Source organism: Streptomyces sp. NPDC054840, from assembly GCF_053611065.1.
In genome coordinates this window covers 1-17,719 of record NZ_JBSGZP010000067.1, presented here as the reverse complement: position 1 = coordinate 17,719, position 17,719 = coordinate 1, and the positions used below count along the sequence as shown (strand labels likewise).

General features: G+C 71.2%; 14 protein-coding genes and 1 pseudogene. 12 read left to right on the top strand and 3 right to left on the bottom strand.

Going from position 1 to position 17,719, the window contains the following annotated elements:
- Positions 1-69: 69 nt before the first annotated feature.
- Positions 70-948, bottom strand: a complete 879-nt coding sequence (locus ACWGIU_RS07740; protein ID WP_453703417.1) for a L,D-transpeptidase family protein — start codon at positions 946-948, stop codon at positions 70-72.
- Positions 949-1,154: 206 nt separating this feature from the next.
- Here ACWGIU_RS07740 and ACWGIU_RS07735 point away from each other — a divergent pair, with 206 nt between their 5' ends.
- Together ACWGIU_RS07735 and leuE are read left to right on the top strand one after the other, a co-directional pair.
- On the top strand, positions 1,155-2,735 hold the full coding sequence (locus ACWGIU_RS07735; RefSeq protein ID WP_453703415.1) for an acyl-CoA mutase large subunit family protein: 1,581 nt from the start codon (positions 1,155-1,157) through the stop codon (positions 2,733-2,735).
- Positions 2,736-2,780: 45 nt separating this feature from the next.
- The gene (leuE, locus tag ACWGIU_RS07730) at positions 2,781-3,431 is read left to right on the top strand and encodes a leucine efflux protein LeuE (RefSeq protein WP_453703413.1); all 651 of its coding nucleotides are present in this window, start codon (positions 2,781-2,783) and stop codon (positions 3,429-3,431) included.
- Here the strand turns inward: leuE and ACWGIU_RS07725 are convergent.
- Both ACWGIU_RS07725 and ACWGIU_RS07720 read right to left on the bottom strand, forming a co-directional pair.
- On the bottom strand, positions 3,424-4,797 hold the full coding sequence (locus ACWGIU_RS07725) for a polysialyltransferase family glycosyltransferase (RefSeq protein ID WP_453703411.1): 1,374 nt from the start codon (positions 4,795-4,797) through the stop codon (positions 3,424-3,426). The genes leuE and ACWGIU_RS07725 overlap by 8 nt on opposite strands.
- A complete protein-coding gene (locus ACWGIU_RS07720; protein ID WP_453703409.1) occupies positions 4,797-5,801 on the bottom strand; it encodes a glycosyltransferase family 2 protein in 1,005 nt (334 codons plus the stop codon). The genes ACWGIU_RS07725 and ACWGIU_RS07720 overlap by 1 nt, the downstream gene beginning before the upstream one ends.
- Before the next feature lie 176 nt (positions 5,802-5,977).
- Here ACWGIU_RS07720 and ACWGIU_RS07715 point away from each other — a divergent pair, with 176 nt between their 5' ends.
- The 10 genes and pseudogenes from ACWGIU_RS07715 to ACWGIU_RS07670 all read left to right on the top strand — a co-directional run bounded on the left by ACWGIU_RS07715 (position 5,978) and on the right by ACWGIU_RS07670 (position 17,698).
- A complete protein-coding gene (locus ACWGIU_RS07715; RefSeq protein ID WP_453703407.1) occupies positions 5,978-7,399 on the top strand; it encodes a DUF6716 putative glycosyltransferase in 1,422 nt (473 codons plus the stop codon).
- Positions 7,396-7,761: pseudogene (locus tag ACWGIU_RS07710) on the top strand (acylneuraminate cytidylyltransferase family protein); the annotation flags it as partial. The gene ACWGIU_RS07715 and the pseudogene ACWGIU_RS07710, both read left to right, overlap by 4 nt.
- Before the next feature lie 435 nt (positions 7,762-8,196).
- Positions 8,197-9,105, top strand: a complete 909-nt coding sequence (locus ACWGIU_RS07705) for an N-acetylneuraminate synthase family protein (RefSeq protein ID WP_453703423.1) — start codon at positions 8,197-8,199, stop codon at positions 9,103-9,105.
- Positions 9,106-9,153: 48 nt separating this feature from the next.
- Positions 9,154-10,356, top strand: a complete 1,203-nt coding sequence (locus tag ACWGIU_RS07700; RefSeq protein ID WP_453703405.1) for a hypothetical protein — start codon at positions 9,154-9,156, stop codon at positions 10,354-10,356.
- A gap of 140 nt (positions 10,357-10,496) precedes the next feature.
- Positions 10,497-11,738 carry an amidohydrolase gene (locus ACWGIU_RS07695; RefSeq protein WP_453703421.1) on the top strand — a complete coding sequence of 414 codons (1,242 nt, stop codon included), beginning with the start codon at positions 10,497-10,499 and terminating at the stop codon, positions 11,736-11,738.
- Between the two features lie 230 nt (positions 11,739-11,968).
- The gene (locus ACWGIU_RS07690; RefSeq protein WP_453703403.1) at positions 11,969-13,030 is read left to right on the top strand and encodes a BMP family lipoprotein; all 1,062 of its coding nucleotides are present in this window, start codon (positions 11,969-11,971) and stop codon (positions 13,028-13,030) included.
- A 231-nt stretch (positions 13,031-13,261) separates the two neighbouring features.
- Positions 13,262-14,929 (top strand): ABC transporter ATP-binding protein, encoded by a 1,668-nt coding sequence (locus tag ACWGIU_RS07685; RefSeq protein ID WP_453703419.1) that lies wholly within the window; start codon positions 13,262-13,264, stop codon positions 14,927-14,929.
- The gene (locus ACWGIU_RS07680; protein WP_453703401.1) at positions 14,926-16,041 is read left to right on the top strand and encodes an ABC transporter permease; all 1,116 of its coding nucleotides are present in this window, start codon (positions 14,926-14,928) and stop codon (positions 16,039-16,041) included. Before ACWGIU_RS07685 ends, ACWGIU_RS07680 begins: the two co-directional genes overlap by 4 nt.
- Positions 16,038-17,303, top strand: coding sequence for an ABC transporter permease (locus ACWGIU_RS07675; protein WP_453703399.1), 1,266 nt, complete (start codon positions 16,038-16,040; stop codon positions 17,301-17,303). The genes ACWGIU_RS07680 and ACWGIU_RS07675 overlap by 4 nt, the downstream gene beginning before the upstream one ends.
- Positions 17,300-17,698 carry a cytidine deaminase gene (locus ACWGIU_RS07670; protein WP_453703397.1) on the top strand — a complete coding sequence of 133 codons (399 nt, stop codon included), beginning with the start codon at positions 17,300-17,302 and terminating at the stop codon, positions 17,696-17,698. The genes ACWGIU_RS07675 and ACWGIU_RS07670 overlap by 4 nt, the downstream gene beginning before the upstream one ends.
- The last annotated feature ends 21 nt before the right edge of the window (positions 17,699-17,719 follow it).

The following is a 17,719-nucleotide window of genomic DNA, read 5'->3' as shown; positions in this document are numbered from 1 at the left end:
CGCTTCTCCTCTGCCGCCGGCACGGGCCTCGCGGGACCGGGCCTCGGTCCCGCCTCCGGCCCGGTGGCATCACCAGTAGACGACGACCTTGTCGCCGACCTGCACCTGGTTGAACAGCGCCGACAGCTTGCCCTTGTCCCGGACGTTCACGCAGCCGTGCGAGGCCCCGTTGTAGCCGCGGGCCGCGAAGTCGGACGAGTAGTGGACCGCCTGGCCGCCGCTGAAGAACATCGCGTACGGCATCGGCGTGTGGTAGATCGTCGACGTCCACTCCTTGGCCTTCCAGCCCACGTTGAACACGCCCTCGCGGGTCGGGGTGTTCTCCGAGCCGAAGCGCACGTCCATCGTGGAGACGACCTTGCCGTCGATCATCCAGGCGAGGGTGCGGCTCTCCTTGCTGATGCACATGACGCGGCCCGTCATGCAGCGCGGGTCCGGGGCGTCGACCTCGTTTACGGTCGAGGGACGCAGCTCGTCGTCGGTGGGCTTCTTGCTGGCGGTCTGGATCTTCTTCCAGGTGGCGTCGTCGACCGAGCCGGTGGCGCTCAGCCCGTTCTTCGACTGGTAGGTCTTGACCGCGGCGGTCGTCTTCGAGCCGTAGAAGCCGGTCGGCGCGACCGACATCAGCTTGAGCTGCCGCAGCCGGGCCTGCAGCTCACGCACCTGGTCGCTCTCGTCGCCGTTGGCCATGATCTGCTTCACCGAGGGCGAAGGGGAGGCCGAGGGGGAGGCCGACGCGGAGGCGGAGGCGGACGGCGACGGAGAGGCCTCGCCGGGCTTGTCGTCGGTGGAGGGGGAGGCTTCGGGGGAGGTGCCCGCCGTGGGCGAGGACGAAGCCGACGAAGCGGAGGCCACGGGCTCCGTCTTCTGCGCTCCGCAGGCGGTCGCGGCGAGTGCGACGGCGGTTGCCACCCCGATCGTGCGGATTATGACTCTCTGGCGCTGCATTGCAGTCCCCCCGGTTTCCTCGTCGTGTATCTAGGTGATGCTCCGCGTGCGTGGACAGTTGCACTCGGCTCCGGGATGTTGCGCCATTGTGACCGGCAGTCGTCCGCAGCCTTACGAAGCGATACGCGGCTGGGGGAAACCCAGCGGTGGCTCGGGGGAGGTCCTACCGGTCCCGGGCCCGGCTGCTCCACGGAGGACTACGTCACATGGCACAGACCGAGAGCGGAATCCCCATCGAACCCGTCTACGGGCCCGGTGACCTGACGGGATGGGACCCCGAGGCCGCACTCGGGCAGCCGGGCGACTTCCCCTACACGCGGGGGATTTATCCGAACATGTACACCGGCAGGCCGTGGACGATGCGCCAGTACGCCGGCTTCGGCACCGCCGCCGAGTCCAACGCCCGCTACCGGCAGCTCATCGAAGGCGGTGGCACCGGCCTGTCCGTCGCCTTCGATCTGCCGACCCAGATGGGACACGACTCCGACGCCCCCCTCGCGCACGGAGAGGTGGGCAAGGTCGGCGTCGCCGTCGACTCGCTCGACGACATGCGGACGCTGTTCGACGGGATCCCGCTCGACCGGGTCTCCACCTCCATGACGATCAACGCGCCCGCCGCGCTGCTCCTGCTGCTCTACCAGCTGGTGGCGGAGGAACAGGGCATCCCGGGCACGCAACTGACGGGGACGGTCCAGAACGACGTACTGAAGGAGTACATCGCGCGCGGGACGTACATCTTCCCGCCCGGCCCCTCGCTACGGCTGACGGCCGACACCTTCCGCTACTGCCGGGCCGAGATCCCCCGCTGGAACACCATCTCCATCTCCGGCTACCACATGGCCGAAGCCGGCGCCTCGCCCGCGCAGGAGGTGGCCTTCACCCTCGCCGACGGCATCGCCTACGTCCGTACGGCCCTGGCGGCCGGGATGGTGGTCGACGAATTCGCACCCCGCCTCTCCTTCTTCTTCGTGGCCCGCACCACCCTGCTGGAGGAGGTCGCGAAGTTCCGCGCGGCCCGGCGCATCTGGGCCCGCGTCATGCGGGAGGAGTTCGGGGCCCGGGACCCGAAGTCGCTGATGCTGCGCTTCCACACCCAGACCGCCGGGGTCCAGCTCACCGCGCAGCAGCCGGAACTGAATCTCGTACGGGTGGCCGTGCAGGCCCTGGCCGCCGTCCTCGGCGGCACGCAGTCACTGCACACCAACTCCTTCGACGAGGCGATCGCGCTGCCGACCGAGAAGTCCGCCCGCCTCGCGCTGCGGACCCAGCAGGTCCTCGCCCACGAGACGGACGTGCCGCACACCGTGGACCCCTTCGCCGGGTCCTACGCGGTGGAGCGGATGACGGACGACCTGGAGGCGGCGGCGCTCGCTCTGATGCGCCGGATCGAGGACCAGGGCGGGGCGGTGGCCGCGATCGAGGCCGGGTTCCAGAAGGCCGAGATCGAGCGGAACGCCTACCGCATCGCGCGGGAGACCGAGAGCGGGGAGCGGGTGGCGGTCGGGGTCAACCGCTTCGCGCTGGAGCGCGAGGAACCCTACGAGCCGCTGCGCGTGGACCCGGCGATCGAGGCGCGCCAGTGCGCGGCGCTGGCCCGGCTGCGGGCGGAGCGCGGCGGGGCGGCGGTGACGGCGGCGCTCGCGGCCCTGAAGGAGGCGGCGGCGGGGACGGCGAACGTGCTGTACCCGATGAAGGAGGCGCTGCGCGCCCGGGCCACGGTGGGTGAGGTGTGCGGGGCGCTGCGGGAGGTGTGGGGGACGTACGAGCCGACCGGTTCCACCTGGTGAAACCCACTGGCGCGACAGGTGCAACCTTATGGGACACTCCTGCGCATGCTGGGTGTGACAGATCTTCCGACTTATCTCGCCGGCCTGGTGCTGATCATTCTGCTGCCGGGTCCGAACTCCCTCTACGTGCTCTCCGTGGCAGCCCGCCGCGGGGTACGCACCGGGTACAAGGCCGCCGCCGGGGTGTTCACCGGCGACGCCGTGCTCATGCTGCTGACCGCCGTGGGCGCCGGGGCGCTGCTGCGGGCGAGCCCGCTGGTGTTCACCGTGGTGAAGTTGCTCGGGGCCGGGTACCTGGCGTGGCTGGCCGTGGGGATGATGCGGGGCGCCTGGGCGCTGTGGCGCACGCGCGCGGAGCGGGCCGAGGCGGAGGCCGCCGTCCTCGCCGACCCGGCCGAGAACGAGCGGCCCTACCGGCGGGCGATGCTGATCAGTCTCCTCAACCCGAAGGCCATCCTCTTCCTGATGTCCTTCTTCGTGCAGTTCGTGGACCCGTCCTACGCCTACCCGGCGCTGTCCTTCCTGCTCCTGGGCGGTCTGCTGCAGACCGGCAGCTTCCTGTACCTGACGATGCTGATCTTCGGCGGCACCCGCCTCTCGGCGGCCTTCAGGCGCCGCAAGCGGCTGTCGGCCGGAGCCACCTCGGCGGCGGGCGTCCTGTTCCTCGGCTTCGCGGCCAAGCTCGCCGTCAGCTGAGTGCCCGGCGCAGCCACCCCATCCGCCGTACGGCCCGGCGCACCGCCGGGCTGCGCGGCAGGAACGACAGCTGCGCCGGGATGCCGCCCGGCAGGCCGAGCGCGGTCAGCCGGCGGCGGGTGAAGTACCGCCAGGTGCGCGGGGTCAGGCGCTTGGCCAGATAGGCCTCGGCCGCCGGCCTGCGGGCGGCCAGGATCTGCGGCTGCATGGTGAACCCGACGGCGGTGAGCAGCGCGGTCGGCTCCGCCCGGACCTGCTCGGGGGTCGGCGGCGTCCAGGCGCGGACCGCCTCGGCGTCGGCGAGGTCCGGAAGCAGGGCGTCCACCAGGGCCAGCGGAACCCGGTTGCTGTTCGGGTACGGGGTCAGCGCGGCCAGCACCGCGTCGGTCCCGGTCCGGGCCACCGGGAGCCCGTACAGCGTGGCGGCGGTCAGCAGCCCGGTGGAGAAGCAGCCGACGACCAGCGCGGGGCGCAGCCGCTGGTAGAGGGTCTCGGCCAGGACCGGGGCGGTGATCACCGTCAGCCGGGCGCCGAGCTTCCCGGCCTCCTCCTCGGCCCGGCGGCAGTACGCGGCCGGGGCGCCGGGGTGCGGTTTGAAGACCAGCTCCCGGTGGCCCAGGGCGTACGCGCCCCGGACCATCGACACGTGCAGCTCCTCCTCCTCGGCCAGGGTCATCAGGCCGAGCCCGGAGAGGTACTGGCCCAGCAGGAGGGCGGGGGGCCCGGCCGGTCCCCCGGCGTCGGCAAGCCCGCCGGTCGTGGCCCCGGTCGCCGGTGTGGCCTCGGCGAGCTCCGCGAGGACCTTGAGGAACGGCTCCGTCGGCACCAGCTCCAGCCGTACCCCGAACTCCGTCAGCAGCAGGGGCTCCAGCCCGGGCACCAGGTCCAGGTGGAGTACCCGTCGCACCCGCATCCCGAGCTGAGGGTCGAGGCGGAAGCGGGTGGGTCCGTAGCTCATGAGCCCGTCGGCGTAGACGTCGACGGCCGCGCCCGGGAAGAGCCGGCACAGGCTCTGGGCCGGCGGGACCTGGAGGGACTCCACGACGAGCTCGATCCGGCTCTCGCCCAGGTTCCACAGCGAGCGCAGCTGCCGCTCCCAGATCGGGACGTCCTCGGCGCGCGGGGCCCAGGTGCTCGGGTGCTGCGGCTCGATGACGCGGTTCCAGTCGAGGACCTCGTCGAAGCGGGAGCGCAGGGCGGCGAAGCCCGGCATGTCCGTGATCCCCGGGGTGACCTCGGCCGTGACGGCGTGGTTGCTGGTCAGCAGGATGCGGCGGCCGGCGGGCGGGAAGGAGTCCGCGTCGATGCCCGCCGCGAGGGTGGCCGCACCGTAGAGGGTGGAGGCCAGGAAGATCTGGGTGGGCATCAGGCGCTCGCTCCCGACGGGGCGGCCTTGCGCGCGGGGGCGGCGGCGCGGCGGCCGGTGCGCAGCCGGCGCAGCACGGTGGAGCGTTCGAGGTCCATCGAGTCCAGGACCCGGTCCAGTACGTCCTGCGGCATGCGGCCGAGCGCGGCCGTGCTCATCGTACGGAGTTTCTTGGCCACGTCCGGCTCGAACCTTTCGATGGACCCCATATGGTGGGCGATAATTGCACAATAGGTCCGGACGGCTTTGGGGAGCAGCCGATCGGATTCCCGGTCGGAGGTGACCTCCGCGAGCACTTGATCGAATGCACGGATGAAATCGAGCTGCCGTTCGTCCCCTACTTGTGTCAATGAGGTGGAAACCCCGCGCCGGTAGAAGACGCCGGGCAGCCCGACCGCGGCGAAGGACACCGCCTCCCGGTGCAGCCGCCAGATCCACGGCCGGTCCTCGGCGGTCCGCAGCCCGTCGGTGAAGTGCAGCACCCCGCGGTCCAGCAGCCGCCGGTGGTACATCCCGGCCCAGGCGTACGGATAGTCCACCGAGGTGGCCCGGTCGGCGGGCAGGATCGCGGTGCGCGGCGCGGCGACCACCGACTGCGGGCCGTGGGGGACGCGCTGCACGCTCCGCGACCGGCCGGTGCACCGCACATGGTCGGTACGGACGAAGTCGCAGCTCAGAGCCTCTATGGCGGCCAGGGTCCGGGCGAGGTGGCCGGGCGCCAGCCAGTCGTCCCCGTCCAGGAACGCCAGGTACTCGCCGCGGGCCGCGTCCAGCCCGGTGTTCCGCGCGGTGGCGAGGCCCCCGTTGCGCTCGTGTCTGAGGTGGACCGCCCCCGGCAGCTCGCGCGCCGCCCGTTCCAGCAGGCCGGGCGTACCGTCCGTCGAGCAGTCGTCGACGAGCAGGAACTCGAAATCCTCCCGGGCGTTGAGTTCGAGACTCTTCAGGGCGTCCGGTGCGTATGTCTGCACGTTGTAGAACGGCACGACAACAGAGAGCTTGGGCACCTGCGAGACATTAAGGCGCCGCCCGTCATTCACTGTGGCCCGGATGCGGATTCCATGTGAACGACGCGGGGCGGGCGAGTTAACCCGTGCGCTTTCGCATTCAGTCGACGCGTTGTTAACCCGCTGTTGTGCGGTCGTTGGGCCGATCACCGAAATTGCGGAATAGCTTCTGCCGCGTGCCAGAACGCAAACGCGTCGCCGTACTCGCCGATTCCGATACGCGATGGAAATGGGGCGCACTCACCGCCCGCCGTCTCGTGCCCGACCACCAGCTCACCGGATTCCTGCTGCGCGGCCGCGCCACCCCCACCGCGCGCCAGCTCGGCGAGGTGGGGGTGCGGGCCGACCGGCTGTCCGAGGTGACCTGCGCCGAGTTCCTCGCCGAGATCGAACGCGAGCACTACGACGTGGTCGTCCTCGCGCTCGTCGGCGGGGCCGTCCAGGCCGTCCTGCACGGGGCCCGCGCCCTGTGGCCGGCCCCGGCCGGGCGCCCCGTACTCGTCACCGGCTACGTGGGCGTCGTCTACGAGAAGCTCGCCGACGGGCTGCTGCTGCGGCACGGCGCCGACCTCGTGCTCGCCAACTCCCGCCACGACGCGCAGCGGTTCCGTGCCGTGTACGAGGGCGTCGGCGCGGACGCCGCCGCCGTCACCGAGACCGCGCTGCCCTTCCTGGGCGGGGCGCCGTACGAGCCGGCCGGCAGCCGGGCCCACACGGTGGTCTTCGCCGTCCAGCCCTCCGTACCCGACAGCCGAGCCGACCGCGCCTACCTGCTGGAACGGGCGGCAGGGCACGCCCGGCTGCACCCGGGGCGCGAGGTGCTGATCAAGCTGCGCAGCAAGCCCGGGGAGCACACCACGCACCTGGAGGAGCAGCCGTACCAGCGGCTCGCGGAGCGGATCCCCGGCGGACTACCCGCCAACTGCCGCCTGGTCTACGGAAACATGGGCGAAGTCCTGGACGGCGCCGACCTGCTCGTCACCGTCTCCTCCACGGCCGCCCTGGAATCCCTGCACCGGTCCATCCCGACGGCGATCCTCACCGACCTCGGCATCCGCGAGGCGCTCGGCAACCACCACTTCCTCGGCTCCGGCTGCCTGGCCTCCTGGGACCAGCTCGACTCCGGGCTCCTCCCGGCCGCGGATCCGGTGTGGCTGGCGGCGCAGGGCGTCCTGCCCGCGCCGGCCCCGGCCGCGGGCCCGGCGCCGGGCACGGACGGGGTCACGTACGCGGGCACGGACGGGGTCACATACGCGGGCACGGACGGGGTCACGTACGCGGGCACGGACGGGGCCGCCGGTCCGGACGCCTACGCCGTCGCCCGGGCCAAGGTCGCCGGCCTGCTCGCCGCCACCCGGCTGCCGTCGCCCGCCCCCTATTACACGCGCACCACCGCCCCCGGATACCTCCCCGGGATCCTCGCCCGCCACCACCTCGCGCCCGACGGCACCCCGCTGCCCGGTGCGGTGCGCACGGCCGCGGGGGAGTCCCGGCTGCGCCGCCGGCTGCGCGCCCACCTGCGCGAGGCCGCCCGCGCGGCCTACCGGCACGGCGTGCAGCGCGTGGCCCCGGTGATCCGCAGGCTGGGGGAGCTGTGAGGGTCCTCGCCGTGATCCCGGCCCGCGGCGGCTCCAAGGGAGTCCCGGGCAAGAACCTCGCCGAGGTCGCCGGCACCCCGCTCGTCGCCCGCGCCGTCCTGGCCTGCCGGGCCGCGCCGACCGTCACCGACGTGGTGGTCTCCACCGACTCCGAGGCGATCGCCGCCGCCGCCCGCGACGCCGGAGCCGATGTCATCGCCCGCCCCACGGCGATCTCCGGCGACACCGCGAGCAGCGAGGCCGCCGTCCTGCACGCGCTCGCCGCGTTCGAGGAACTGCACTCCCTCGCCGTGGACGTGGTCCTCCTCGTCCAGTGCACCAGCCCCTTCCTCACCACCTCCGACGTCGAGTCGGTCGCCGTGGCCGTCGCCTCGGGGGCGGCCGACTCGGCCCTGACCGTGGCCCCCTTCCACGGTTTCCTCTGGCGGGAGGGGGCCGACGGCTCCGGGGCCGGCGTCAACCACGACAAGGCCCGGCGTCCCCGGCGCCAGGACCGGCCGCGGGACCTGCTGGAGACGGGCGCCGCCTACGCCATGGACGCCGCGGGCTTCCGCGGCGCCCGGCACCGGTTCTTCGGCCGCACCCTCCCCGTCGCCACCGATCCCGCGCGGGTCCTGGAGATCGACGACCCGCACGACCTGGCCCGTGCCCGCCTGCTCGCACCCCTGCTCGACCCGCGCCCCGGAGCACACCCCGCAGAGCCCGCCCCGGACCGCGACGCGCATCCCGACCCGCAGCCCACACCCCGCACTCCCCTTATCCCCCGTACACCCCCGCACCGAAGGACGCCCCCTGCCATGACGAGCACCCCCGACTCCCGCCTGCGTACCTTCGGCTCCCGCACCGCGGGCCCCGGCCGCCCCGTCTACGTCGTCGGCGAGATCGGCATCAACCACAACGGCGACCTCGGCAACGCCTTCGCCCTCATCGACGCCGCCGCCGAAGCGGGCTGTGACGCCGTGAAGTTCCAGAAGCGCACCCCGGAGATCTGCACCCCGCGCGACCAGTGGGACATCGAACGCGACACCCCCTGGGGCCGGATGACCTACATCGACTACCGCCACAAGGTCGAGTTCGGCGAGGACGAGTACCGCGCCATCGACGACCACTGCGCCAAGCGCGGCATCGACTGGTTCGCCTCCCCGTGGGACACCGAGGCCGTCGCCTTCCTGGAGAAGTTCGACGTCCCCGCCCACAAGGTCGCCTCCGCCTCCCTCACCGACGACGAGCTGCTGCGCGCCCTGCGCGCCACCGGCCGCACCGTCGTCCTGTCCACCGGCATGTCCACCCCGCAGCAGATCCGCCACGCGGTGGAGGTGCTCGGCAGTGCCAACATCCTCCTCTGCCACGCGACTTCGACGTACCCGGCGAAGTCCGAGGAGCTCAACCTGCGGGTGATCAACACCCTCCGGGAGGAGTACCCGAACGTCCCGATCGGGTACTCCGGCCACGAGACGGGTCTGCAGACCACCCTCGCCGCCGTCGCCCTGGGCGCCACTTTCGTCGAGCGCCACATCACCCTCGACCGCGCGATGTGGGGCTCCGACCAGGCCGCCTCCGTCGAGCCCGGCGGCCTCACCCGCCTGGTCCGCGACATCCGCACCATCGAGACCGCCCTCGGCGACGGCGTCAAGCGCGTCTACGAGTCCGAGCTCGGCCCCATGAAGAAGCTCCGCCGCGTCCGGGGCGAGCTGGCAGCCGTCTGACCCGAGGCCCGGTGCGTACGAGATCCGCCACCCGACAAGGAGTACGTGGTGACCCCCTCCGCCCCCTCCGCCCCCTCCGCCCCCTCCGCCCCCTCCGCCCCTTCCGCCCTGGCGTTCGTCGAGAGCCCGGTCCAGCTCCTGAACGTACTGGAGTGGGCGTACGCGCGCCCCGGAGCGCAGCCGCAGCTGGACGGCGTCCCGCGCCAGCGGGGGCGCCCGGCCGCAGACGCGGACCTGCTCGGGCCCGGCCCCCGGCCGGCGGGCGCCGCGTCACCCCTGCGGATCGTCGTCCTGCCGCCCACCGACCCGATGTCCCGCGGTCAGCTGCGCCGGGTGGCCGCACTGGCGCGGGACGAGGGGTACGAGGTCCGGTGGCAGGAGGCGCGCGGCAGCCGGTTCGCGCCGGTGAAGGCGCTGGCCGCGCTGGTGCGCGACGTGCGCGCCGCGCGCACGGTCGTCGTCGGCGACCCCTTCTCGCGCTACGTCCAGCTGCTGCTCACCCTCGTGCGCGCCGAGGAACTCGTGGTGGTCGACGACGGCACCGCGACCATGGAGTTCATGGGCCAGACCGCCCGCGGCGAACGCCTCGTACGGTGGCACCGGGTCGGCGGCGGCGGCGGATTGTCCGGCCGCATGCGCGAGCTGGCGTACGCACCCGTCTCGGCGACCGCCCGCCGCCGCTTCACCCCGGCCGCGCACCGCGGCCACCGCGTCGAGGTGTTCAGCTCGATGCCCGTCACCGCCCACGGCGGGATGACGCTGCGGGTCAACGACTTCGCCTGGACCCGCGCCCGGTTCGGCCCGCCCCGGCTGACCCGGGGCACCGACCTGGTCGGCACCTCGCTCGTGGAGACCGGGGTGGTGGACCCGGACCGCTATCTGGACGCGGTGCGCGCCCTGACCCTGGAGCACGGCGCCACCCGCTACTTCGCCCACCGCCGCGAGTCCCCGGAGAAGCTGCGCGCCCTGAGCCGGGCGACCGGGCTGGAGATCGTACGCCCGGACCTGCCGCTGGAGCTGATCGCCCGGCGCGGTCCCGTCGGCCGGACGATCGTCAGCTTTCCGTCCACCGTCGTCCACACGCTGCCGTACGCCCTGACCGGAACCGGTGTCACGGTCGCCGTATGCGATGTGGACCCCGCCTGGCTCACCGGGTCCGCCTCCCCGCGCGCCCGGAGCTTCCTCGCCGGGGTCACGGACACCGCCCGTGATGTGCGCAGACTGCCTGCCCAGGCGGCTCCCACGGTCTGATGAGCGCGCGAGTTTACCCTCGGGTGCCTTCGGTCATGCGTCCAGAGGCCGTGTTTCTTTCCCCTAACGGCATGAAGTTTTCGTGATCCCCGGCCGGTTGACCCGTCCGTGCGCCTACCCTTCAACGGGTGAACCAGTTGATGTCCCGCGAGTCCCAGCCCGCCCAGCCCGCCGCGTCCGACCGGCCCGAGCTGCCCGGCAAGCTTCCGGACCACCTGCGTACCGAACTGATCGCCTTCCGCCGGGACTTGCACATGCACCCGGAGCTCGGACACCAGGAATTCCGGACCACCGCGGCGATCAAGGCCCGGTTGGAGAAAGCCGGCCTGCGACCAAGGGTGCTGAACTCCGGCACGGGCCTGATCTGTGACGTGGGCACCTGGGACGGGGGCCGGCCGATGATGGCCCTGCGCGCGGACATCGACGCCCTGCCCATCCCGGATGCCAAGACGCACGTCCCGTACCGCTCGACCTTCCCGGACCGCGCCCACGCCTGCGGCCACGACGTGCACACGGCGGTGGTCCTCGGGGCCGGCCTGGTCCTCGCCGAGCTCGACCGGCAGGGGCTGCTGCCCCGCCCCGTGCGGCTGCTCTTCCAGCCCGCCGAGGAGGTGCTCCCGGGCGGAGCCACCGAGGCCATCGAGTCCGGGGTCCTGGACGGCGTCGGCCGGATCGTCGCCGTGCACTGCGACCCCCGGGTCGACGCGGGCCGCATCGGCCTGCGGGCCGGCCCCATCACCTCCGCCTGCGACCGGCTGGAGGTCACCCTCTCCGGCCCCGGCGGGCACACCGCGCGGCCGCACCTGACCACCGACCTGGTGACGGCCGCCGCCCGGGTGGCCGTCGACGCCCCGGCCCTGCTGGCCCGCCGGATGGACGCCCGGTCGGGCATGTCCGTCACCTGGGGCCGGATCGAGGCCGGGCACGCCTGCAACGTCATCCCGATGCACGCCGAGCTCTCGGGAACCGTGCGCTGCCTGGAGCTGAACGCCTGGCACGAGGCGCCGGACATGATCCACGCGGCGATCGACGAGATCGCGACCATGCACGGGGCCAAGTTCGAGATCAACCACGTGCGCGGGGTGCCCCCGGTCGTCAACGACCCGGTGATCACCGAACTGTTGCGGGAGGCGATGGGAGTCCGCTGCGGAGCGGAGTCGGTCGAGGACACCGAGCAGAGCCTGGGGGGGGAGGACTTCTCCTGGTACCTGGAGCACGTGCCGGGCGCGATGGCCCGGCTGGGAGTGCGTACGCCCGGCGACGGCACCAAGCGTGACCTGCACCGGGGCGACTTCGACGTGGACGAGTCCGCGATCGCCGTCGGCGTGGAGTTCTTCACGGCCGCCGCGATGATCGACGGGCTCCGCGCGGCCGCGACGTAGCCGGCCGGGCGGAACTCCTTACAACATCGCCAGGACTCCCGGCGGGCGTGTCCAGCCCTTGGTACGCAAGGGCTGGACCCGTAAGGAGTCACCAATCGGTCACTGTCCGGTTCACGACGATCCGATAACGACTCATGAACGGGCCTTTAACTGACATCTACGCGCGTTACGATCGCCGCGAAACCAGCGCCGGTCGTGGCGCTTCGGTCAGGTTTTGAAGGAGCCTCCCCTTGCGCCGGATCACCAGGATCGCCACCGTGGGCATCGCGTCCGCGGCGCTGGCCCTCTCGGCCACCGCCTGTGGCGGAAAGAAGTCGTCGGACGCCTCGTCCTCCCCCTCGGAGTCGGGTCAGAAGTCCGCGGCCATCGCGTACGACATCGGCGGCCGCGGCGACCAGTCGTTCAACGACGCCGCCTACGCCGGTCTGAAGAAGGCCGAAACGGACCTCAAGATCAAGGGCGCCGAGGCGGAGCCCACCGACGGTGAGGGCGAGGCCGACAAGGTCCAGCGCCTCACCGAGCTTGCCCGCAAGGGCAACAACCCGGTCATCGGCGTCGGCTTCGCCTACGCGCCGGCCATCAAGAAGGTCGCGCCGAAGTTCCCGAACACCACGTTCGGCATCATCGACGACACCTCGGTGACCGGCCCGAACATCGCCAACCTCGTCTTCAACGAGGAGCAGGGTTCGTACCTGGCCGGCGTCGCCGCCGCCAAGGTCTCGAAGACCGGCACCGTCGGCTTCATCGGCGGTGTCGAGGTTCCGCTGATCAAGAAGTTCGAGGCGGGCTTCACCCAGGGCGTCAAGGACACCAACCCGAACGCCAAGGTGCTCTCCGCGTACCTCACCCAGCCGCCGAACTTCGACGGTTTCGCCAAGCCTGACCTGGGCAAGGCCGCCGCGCAGGGCCAGCTCGACGCCGGTGGCGCCGACGTGGTCTACGCCGCTGCCGGTCTGGCCGGCTCGGGCGCCATCGAGGCCGCTTCCGCCAAGGGCAAGTGGGCCATCGGTGTCGACTCCGACCAGTACAACCAGGCCGGTCTGGCGAAGTACAAGGACTCCATCCTGACCTCGGTCACCAAGGATGTCGAGGACTCGGTCTTCAACCTGATCAAGTCGGTCGAGGACGGCAAGCCGACCACCGGTGAGATCCGCTACGGCCTGGACAAGGACGGCGTCGGCCTGGCCGACTCCAACCCGAAGTACAAGGAGATGGCTGAGGTCACCGCCGCGGTGGAGAAGGCCAAGGCCGACATCATCGCCAAGAAGATCGTGGTCAAGACCCAGCCGTAAGGCCGTTCCTGACATGTAGTCCTGGTCCCCGGGGTCCGGGAAGCGGTCACGATCGCTCCCGGGCCCCGAGCCACGTTCTGTGATCACTACTCTGTGACCGAGCGGCCTGCCTGGCCGCAAGTTTTCACTTCCGACAGTGCTACGCGCGTAGAAGCATCGTGGACGCGATACTTTCACTCCCCGCCCTGTCCCCCCTGCCTTCCGCTCCTTCCGCGCCAAGGAGAGTGCGTCATCAACGCGTCCAGCCCGCCCCCCGCCGTAGAACTGCACGGCATCACAAAGCGCTTCCCCGGCGTCGTCGCCAACAAGGACATCGCGATCACCGTCCGCAAGGGCACGGTCCACGCCTTGATCGGTGAGAACGGCGCCGGCAAGTCGACCCTGATGAAGATCCTCTACGGCATGCAGAAGCCGGACGAGGGCACCATCGCCATCGACGGGGAGCAGGTCTCCTTCCACACCCCCGGCGACGCCATCGCCCGCGGCATCGGCATGGTGCACCAGCACTTCATGCTCGCCGACAACCTCACCGTCCTGGAGAACGTGGTTCTCGGCGGCGAGAAGCTGTACGGCATCGGCGCCAAGGCCCGTAAGAAGATCAAGGAGATCTCGGACGCGTACGGCCTCGGCGTGCGCCCCGACGCCCTGGTCGAGGACCTCGGTGTCGCCGATCGGCAGCGCGTGGAGATCCTCAAGGTCCTCTACCGCGGCGCGAAGATCCTCATCCTCGACGAGCCGACCGCCGTCCTCGTGCCGCAGGAGGTGGACGCGCTCTTCGACAACCTGCGCGAGCTCAAGGCGGAGGGCCTGACCGTCATCTTCATCTCGCACAAGCTGGGCGAGGTACTGAAGGTCGCCGACGACATCACGGTCATCCGGCGCGGCACCACGGTCGGCACCGCCGACCCGAAGACCGCCACCACCAAGCAGCTCGCCGAGCTGATGGTCGGCTCCGAGCTGCCGTCGCCCGAGACGCGCGAGTCCACGGTGACCACCACCCCGATGCTCCAGGTCGAGGACCTGACCGTCGCCGAGACCGGCGTCGTCATGGTCCGCCACGAGACCTCGGCGCGCGTCGTCCTGCCGGTGGACCACACGATCGACCCGCGCGCCGAACTGGGCCGCCTCCTGCTCGACGGGGTCAGCTTCACGATCCACAAGGGCGAGATCCTCGGCATCGCGGGCGTCGAGGGCAACGGCCAGACCGAGCTGATCGAAGCGCTCATGGGCATGATCAGCCCCGATGCGGGTGTCATCACCCTGGACGGCACCGACATCACCAAGTCCTCGGTGCGCAAGCGCCGAGAGGGCGGTATCGGCTACATCCCCGAGGACCGGCACCGCCACGGCCTGCTGCTGGAGTCCCCGCTGTGGGAGAACCGCATCCTCGGCCACGTCACCGAGCGGCCCAACTCCAAGAGCGGCATCCTCGACCTCAAGGCGGCCCGCAAGGACACCGAGCGGATCGTGCGCGAGTACGACGTCCGCACCCCGGGCATCGAGGTCACCGCGGCGTCCCTCTCCGGCGGCAACCAGCAGAAGCTGATCGTCGGCCGCGAGATGAGCCACAACCCGAAGTTCCTCATCGCCGCCCACCCGACCCGCGGTGTGGACGTCGGCGCGCAGGCGCAGATCTGGGACGCGATCCGCGAGGCCCGCCGAGAGGGCCTGGCGGTCCTGCTGATCTCCGCGGACCTGGACGAGCTCATCGGCCTGTCCGACACCCTGCGCGTGATCTACCGCGGCCGGCTGGTCGCGGACGCCGACCCGGCGACCGTCACGCCCGAGGAACTCGGCACCGCCATGACGGGCGCCGCCTCGGGGCACCTGGAAGCATCCGACAACCACTCCGCCGGTACCGACGCGGGTACCGAATCGCCGGAGGACGAGGCCCGATGAAGACATTCGACAAGGACCGGCTGATGCTCGCCATCGCCGGGCCCGCGCTCGCGCTGGTGGCCGCCTTCGCGCTGACCATGATCGTGCTGGGGGCGACGGGCATCAACCCGATCGAGCCGCTGCGCATCATGGTGGAGAACGCGGGCTACGAGGACATCCAGGTCCTCATCGTCAACCAGGCCGGCACGTACTACCTGGCAGCCCTGGCCGTCGCCATCGGCTTCCGGATGAACCTCTTCAACATCGGCGTCGACGGCCAGTACCGCCTCGCCGCGATGGTCTCCGCCGTGGTCGGCACCGCCATCACGCTGCCGGGCCCGCTGCACATCCTGCTGATCGTCCTCGTCGCGATGATGACCGGTGCTTTCTGGGCCGGTATCGCGGGCGTCCTGAAGGCCAAGCGCGGAGTGAGCGAGGTCGTCTCGACGATCATGCTCAACGCCATCGCGACGAGCCTCATCGCCTGGCTGATCCTGCCGAAGAACCTCGGCGTCCAGGTGGAGGGCTCCAACGACCTCACCACCGGCGAGATCGCCCAGTCCGGCTGGTTCCCCGCCCTGTCCCTGGGTGACTCGGGCGAGATCTACGGCTTCACGTTCGTCGCCTTCGCGCTCGGCTTCGTCTACTGGTTCGTGCTCAACCGCACCCGCTTCGGCTTCGACCTGCGCGCCAGCGGCGCGAGCGAGTCCGCCGCCGCGGCCTCCGGTGTCGACTCCAAGAAGATGATCATCACGGCGATGCTCATCTCCGGCGCCGTCGCCGGTCTGTCCGGCATGCCGGTGCTGCTCGGCGAGAGCCACACGTACACCCTGGTCTTCCCCGTGGGCGTCGGCTTCACCGGCATCACGATCGCCCTGCTCGGCCGCAACAGCCCCGTGGGCATCTTCTTCGCCGCGCTCCTCATGGCCTTCATCGACAAGGCGTCCGCCGGCCTCGACACGGCCGGCTACGCGAAGGAGATCGGCACGATCATGAAGGGCCTGATCGTGATCGCGGTCGTCGTCTCGTACGAGCTCGTCCGCCGTTACGGCATCCGTCGCCAGCAGCAGAAGGTCGGCGAGGAACTCGCCGCCGGCGGCGCCATCAAGACCGACAAGGAGGTCGCGGCGTGAGCACCAGCACCGTCTCCGCGACGAGTGCCGCCCCGAAGAAGCCGGGCGGCCGCAAGAAGCTCACCCTCCCGTGGATCATGCTGATCGTCGCGGGCGCCCTCGCGCTGGTCTCCGTGGTCCGCCTGATCTCCGGGGCCGACGACCTGACCTCCGTCGGCCAGGTCTCCGGGGCCCTCTCCCTCGCCGTGCCGATCGGCCTCGCCGGCCTCGGCGGTCTGTGGGCCGAGCGCGCCGGTGTGGTCAACATCGGCCTCGAAGGCATGATGATCCTCGGCACCTGGTTCGGTGCCTGGGCCGGCTACCAGTGGGGCCCGTGGACCGGTGTGCTCGTCGGCATCGCCGGCGGCGCCGCCGGCGGCCTGCTGCACGCGATCATCACGGTGACCTTCAACGTCAACCACATCGTCTCCGGTGTGGCCGTCAACATCCTGGCGCTGGGCTTCACCCAGTACCTGTCGAACTTCACCTTCGCCGAGGCCCCGGGCGGCTCCTCCAAGCAGTCCCCGCAGGTCGAGCCGATCTACAAGGTCACCGTTCCAGGGCTCTCCGACTGGATGTCCGACCTGCAGGGCAAGCACTGGTTCTTCGTCTCCGACCTCGCCGGCGTCATCGGCGGTCTGGTCACCGAGATCTCGCTGCTGACCATCGTGGCCCTGCTGCTGATCCCCGCCACGTGGTGGGTGCTGTGGCGGACCTCCTTCGGCCTGCGGCTGCGTTCCTGCGGTGAGAACCCGATCGCCGCCGAGTCGCTGGGCGTCAACGTCTACAAGTACAAGTACATCGCCGTGATCGTCTCGGGCGCCCTCGCCGGCCTCGGCGGCGTGTACCTGTCCGAGGTCGCCAGCCCCATCTACCAGGAGGGCCAGACCGGCGGCCGCGGCTACATCGGTCTCGCCGCGATGATCTTCGGTAACTGGATGCCGGGCGGCATGGCGATGGGCGCGGGCCTCTTCGGCTTCATCGACAGCCTCAAGCTGCGCGGTGGCGCCGAGAACGTGCACGCGATGCTGCTGCTGATCGCGATCCTGCTGGTACTCGTCTGCGTCTGGCAGCTGTACAAGAAGAAGTACATCCAGGCCGGCGTCGCGGCGGCCTTCGCCGCGCTGCTGTTCCTCTGGTACGCGACGACCGACTCGGTGCCGAGCCAGTTCGTGGACGCGGCCCCGTACCTGACCACGCTGCTGGTGCTCGCCCTGTCGGCGCAGCGCCTGCGGATGCCCAAGGCGGACGGCATGCCGTACCGCAAGGGTCAGGGCAAGTGACCTCGGAACCGGCGGTGGACTGGGAAGCCCTGCGGACGTCCGCCCGGGAAGCGATGACGCGGGCGTACGCCCCGTACTCGGGCTTCCCGGTCGGGGTCGCCGCCCTGGTCGACGACGGCCGCGTCGTGACCGGCTGCAACGTCGAGAACGCGAGCTACGGGCTGGGCCTGTGCGCCGAGTGCGGACTGGTCTCCTCCCTCCATGCCACCGGCGGCGGCCGCCTCACGCACTTCACGTGCGTGGACGGAAAGGGCGAGATCCTCGTCCCGTGCGGCCGCTGCCGCCAGCTGCTGTACGAATTCGGCGGCGGCGAGCTGCTGGTGGAGACCCCGGACGGGGTCCTGCCTCTGGCGGCGATGCTGCCGCAGGCCTTCGGGCCCGACCACCTGAGATAGCCGTGCCGACGGCCCTTCGCC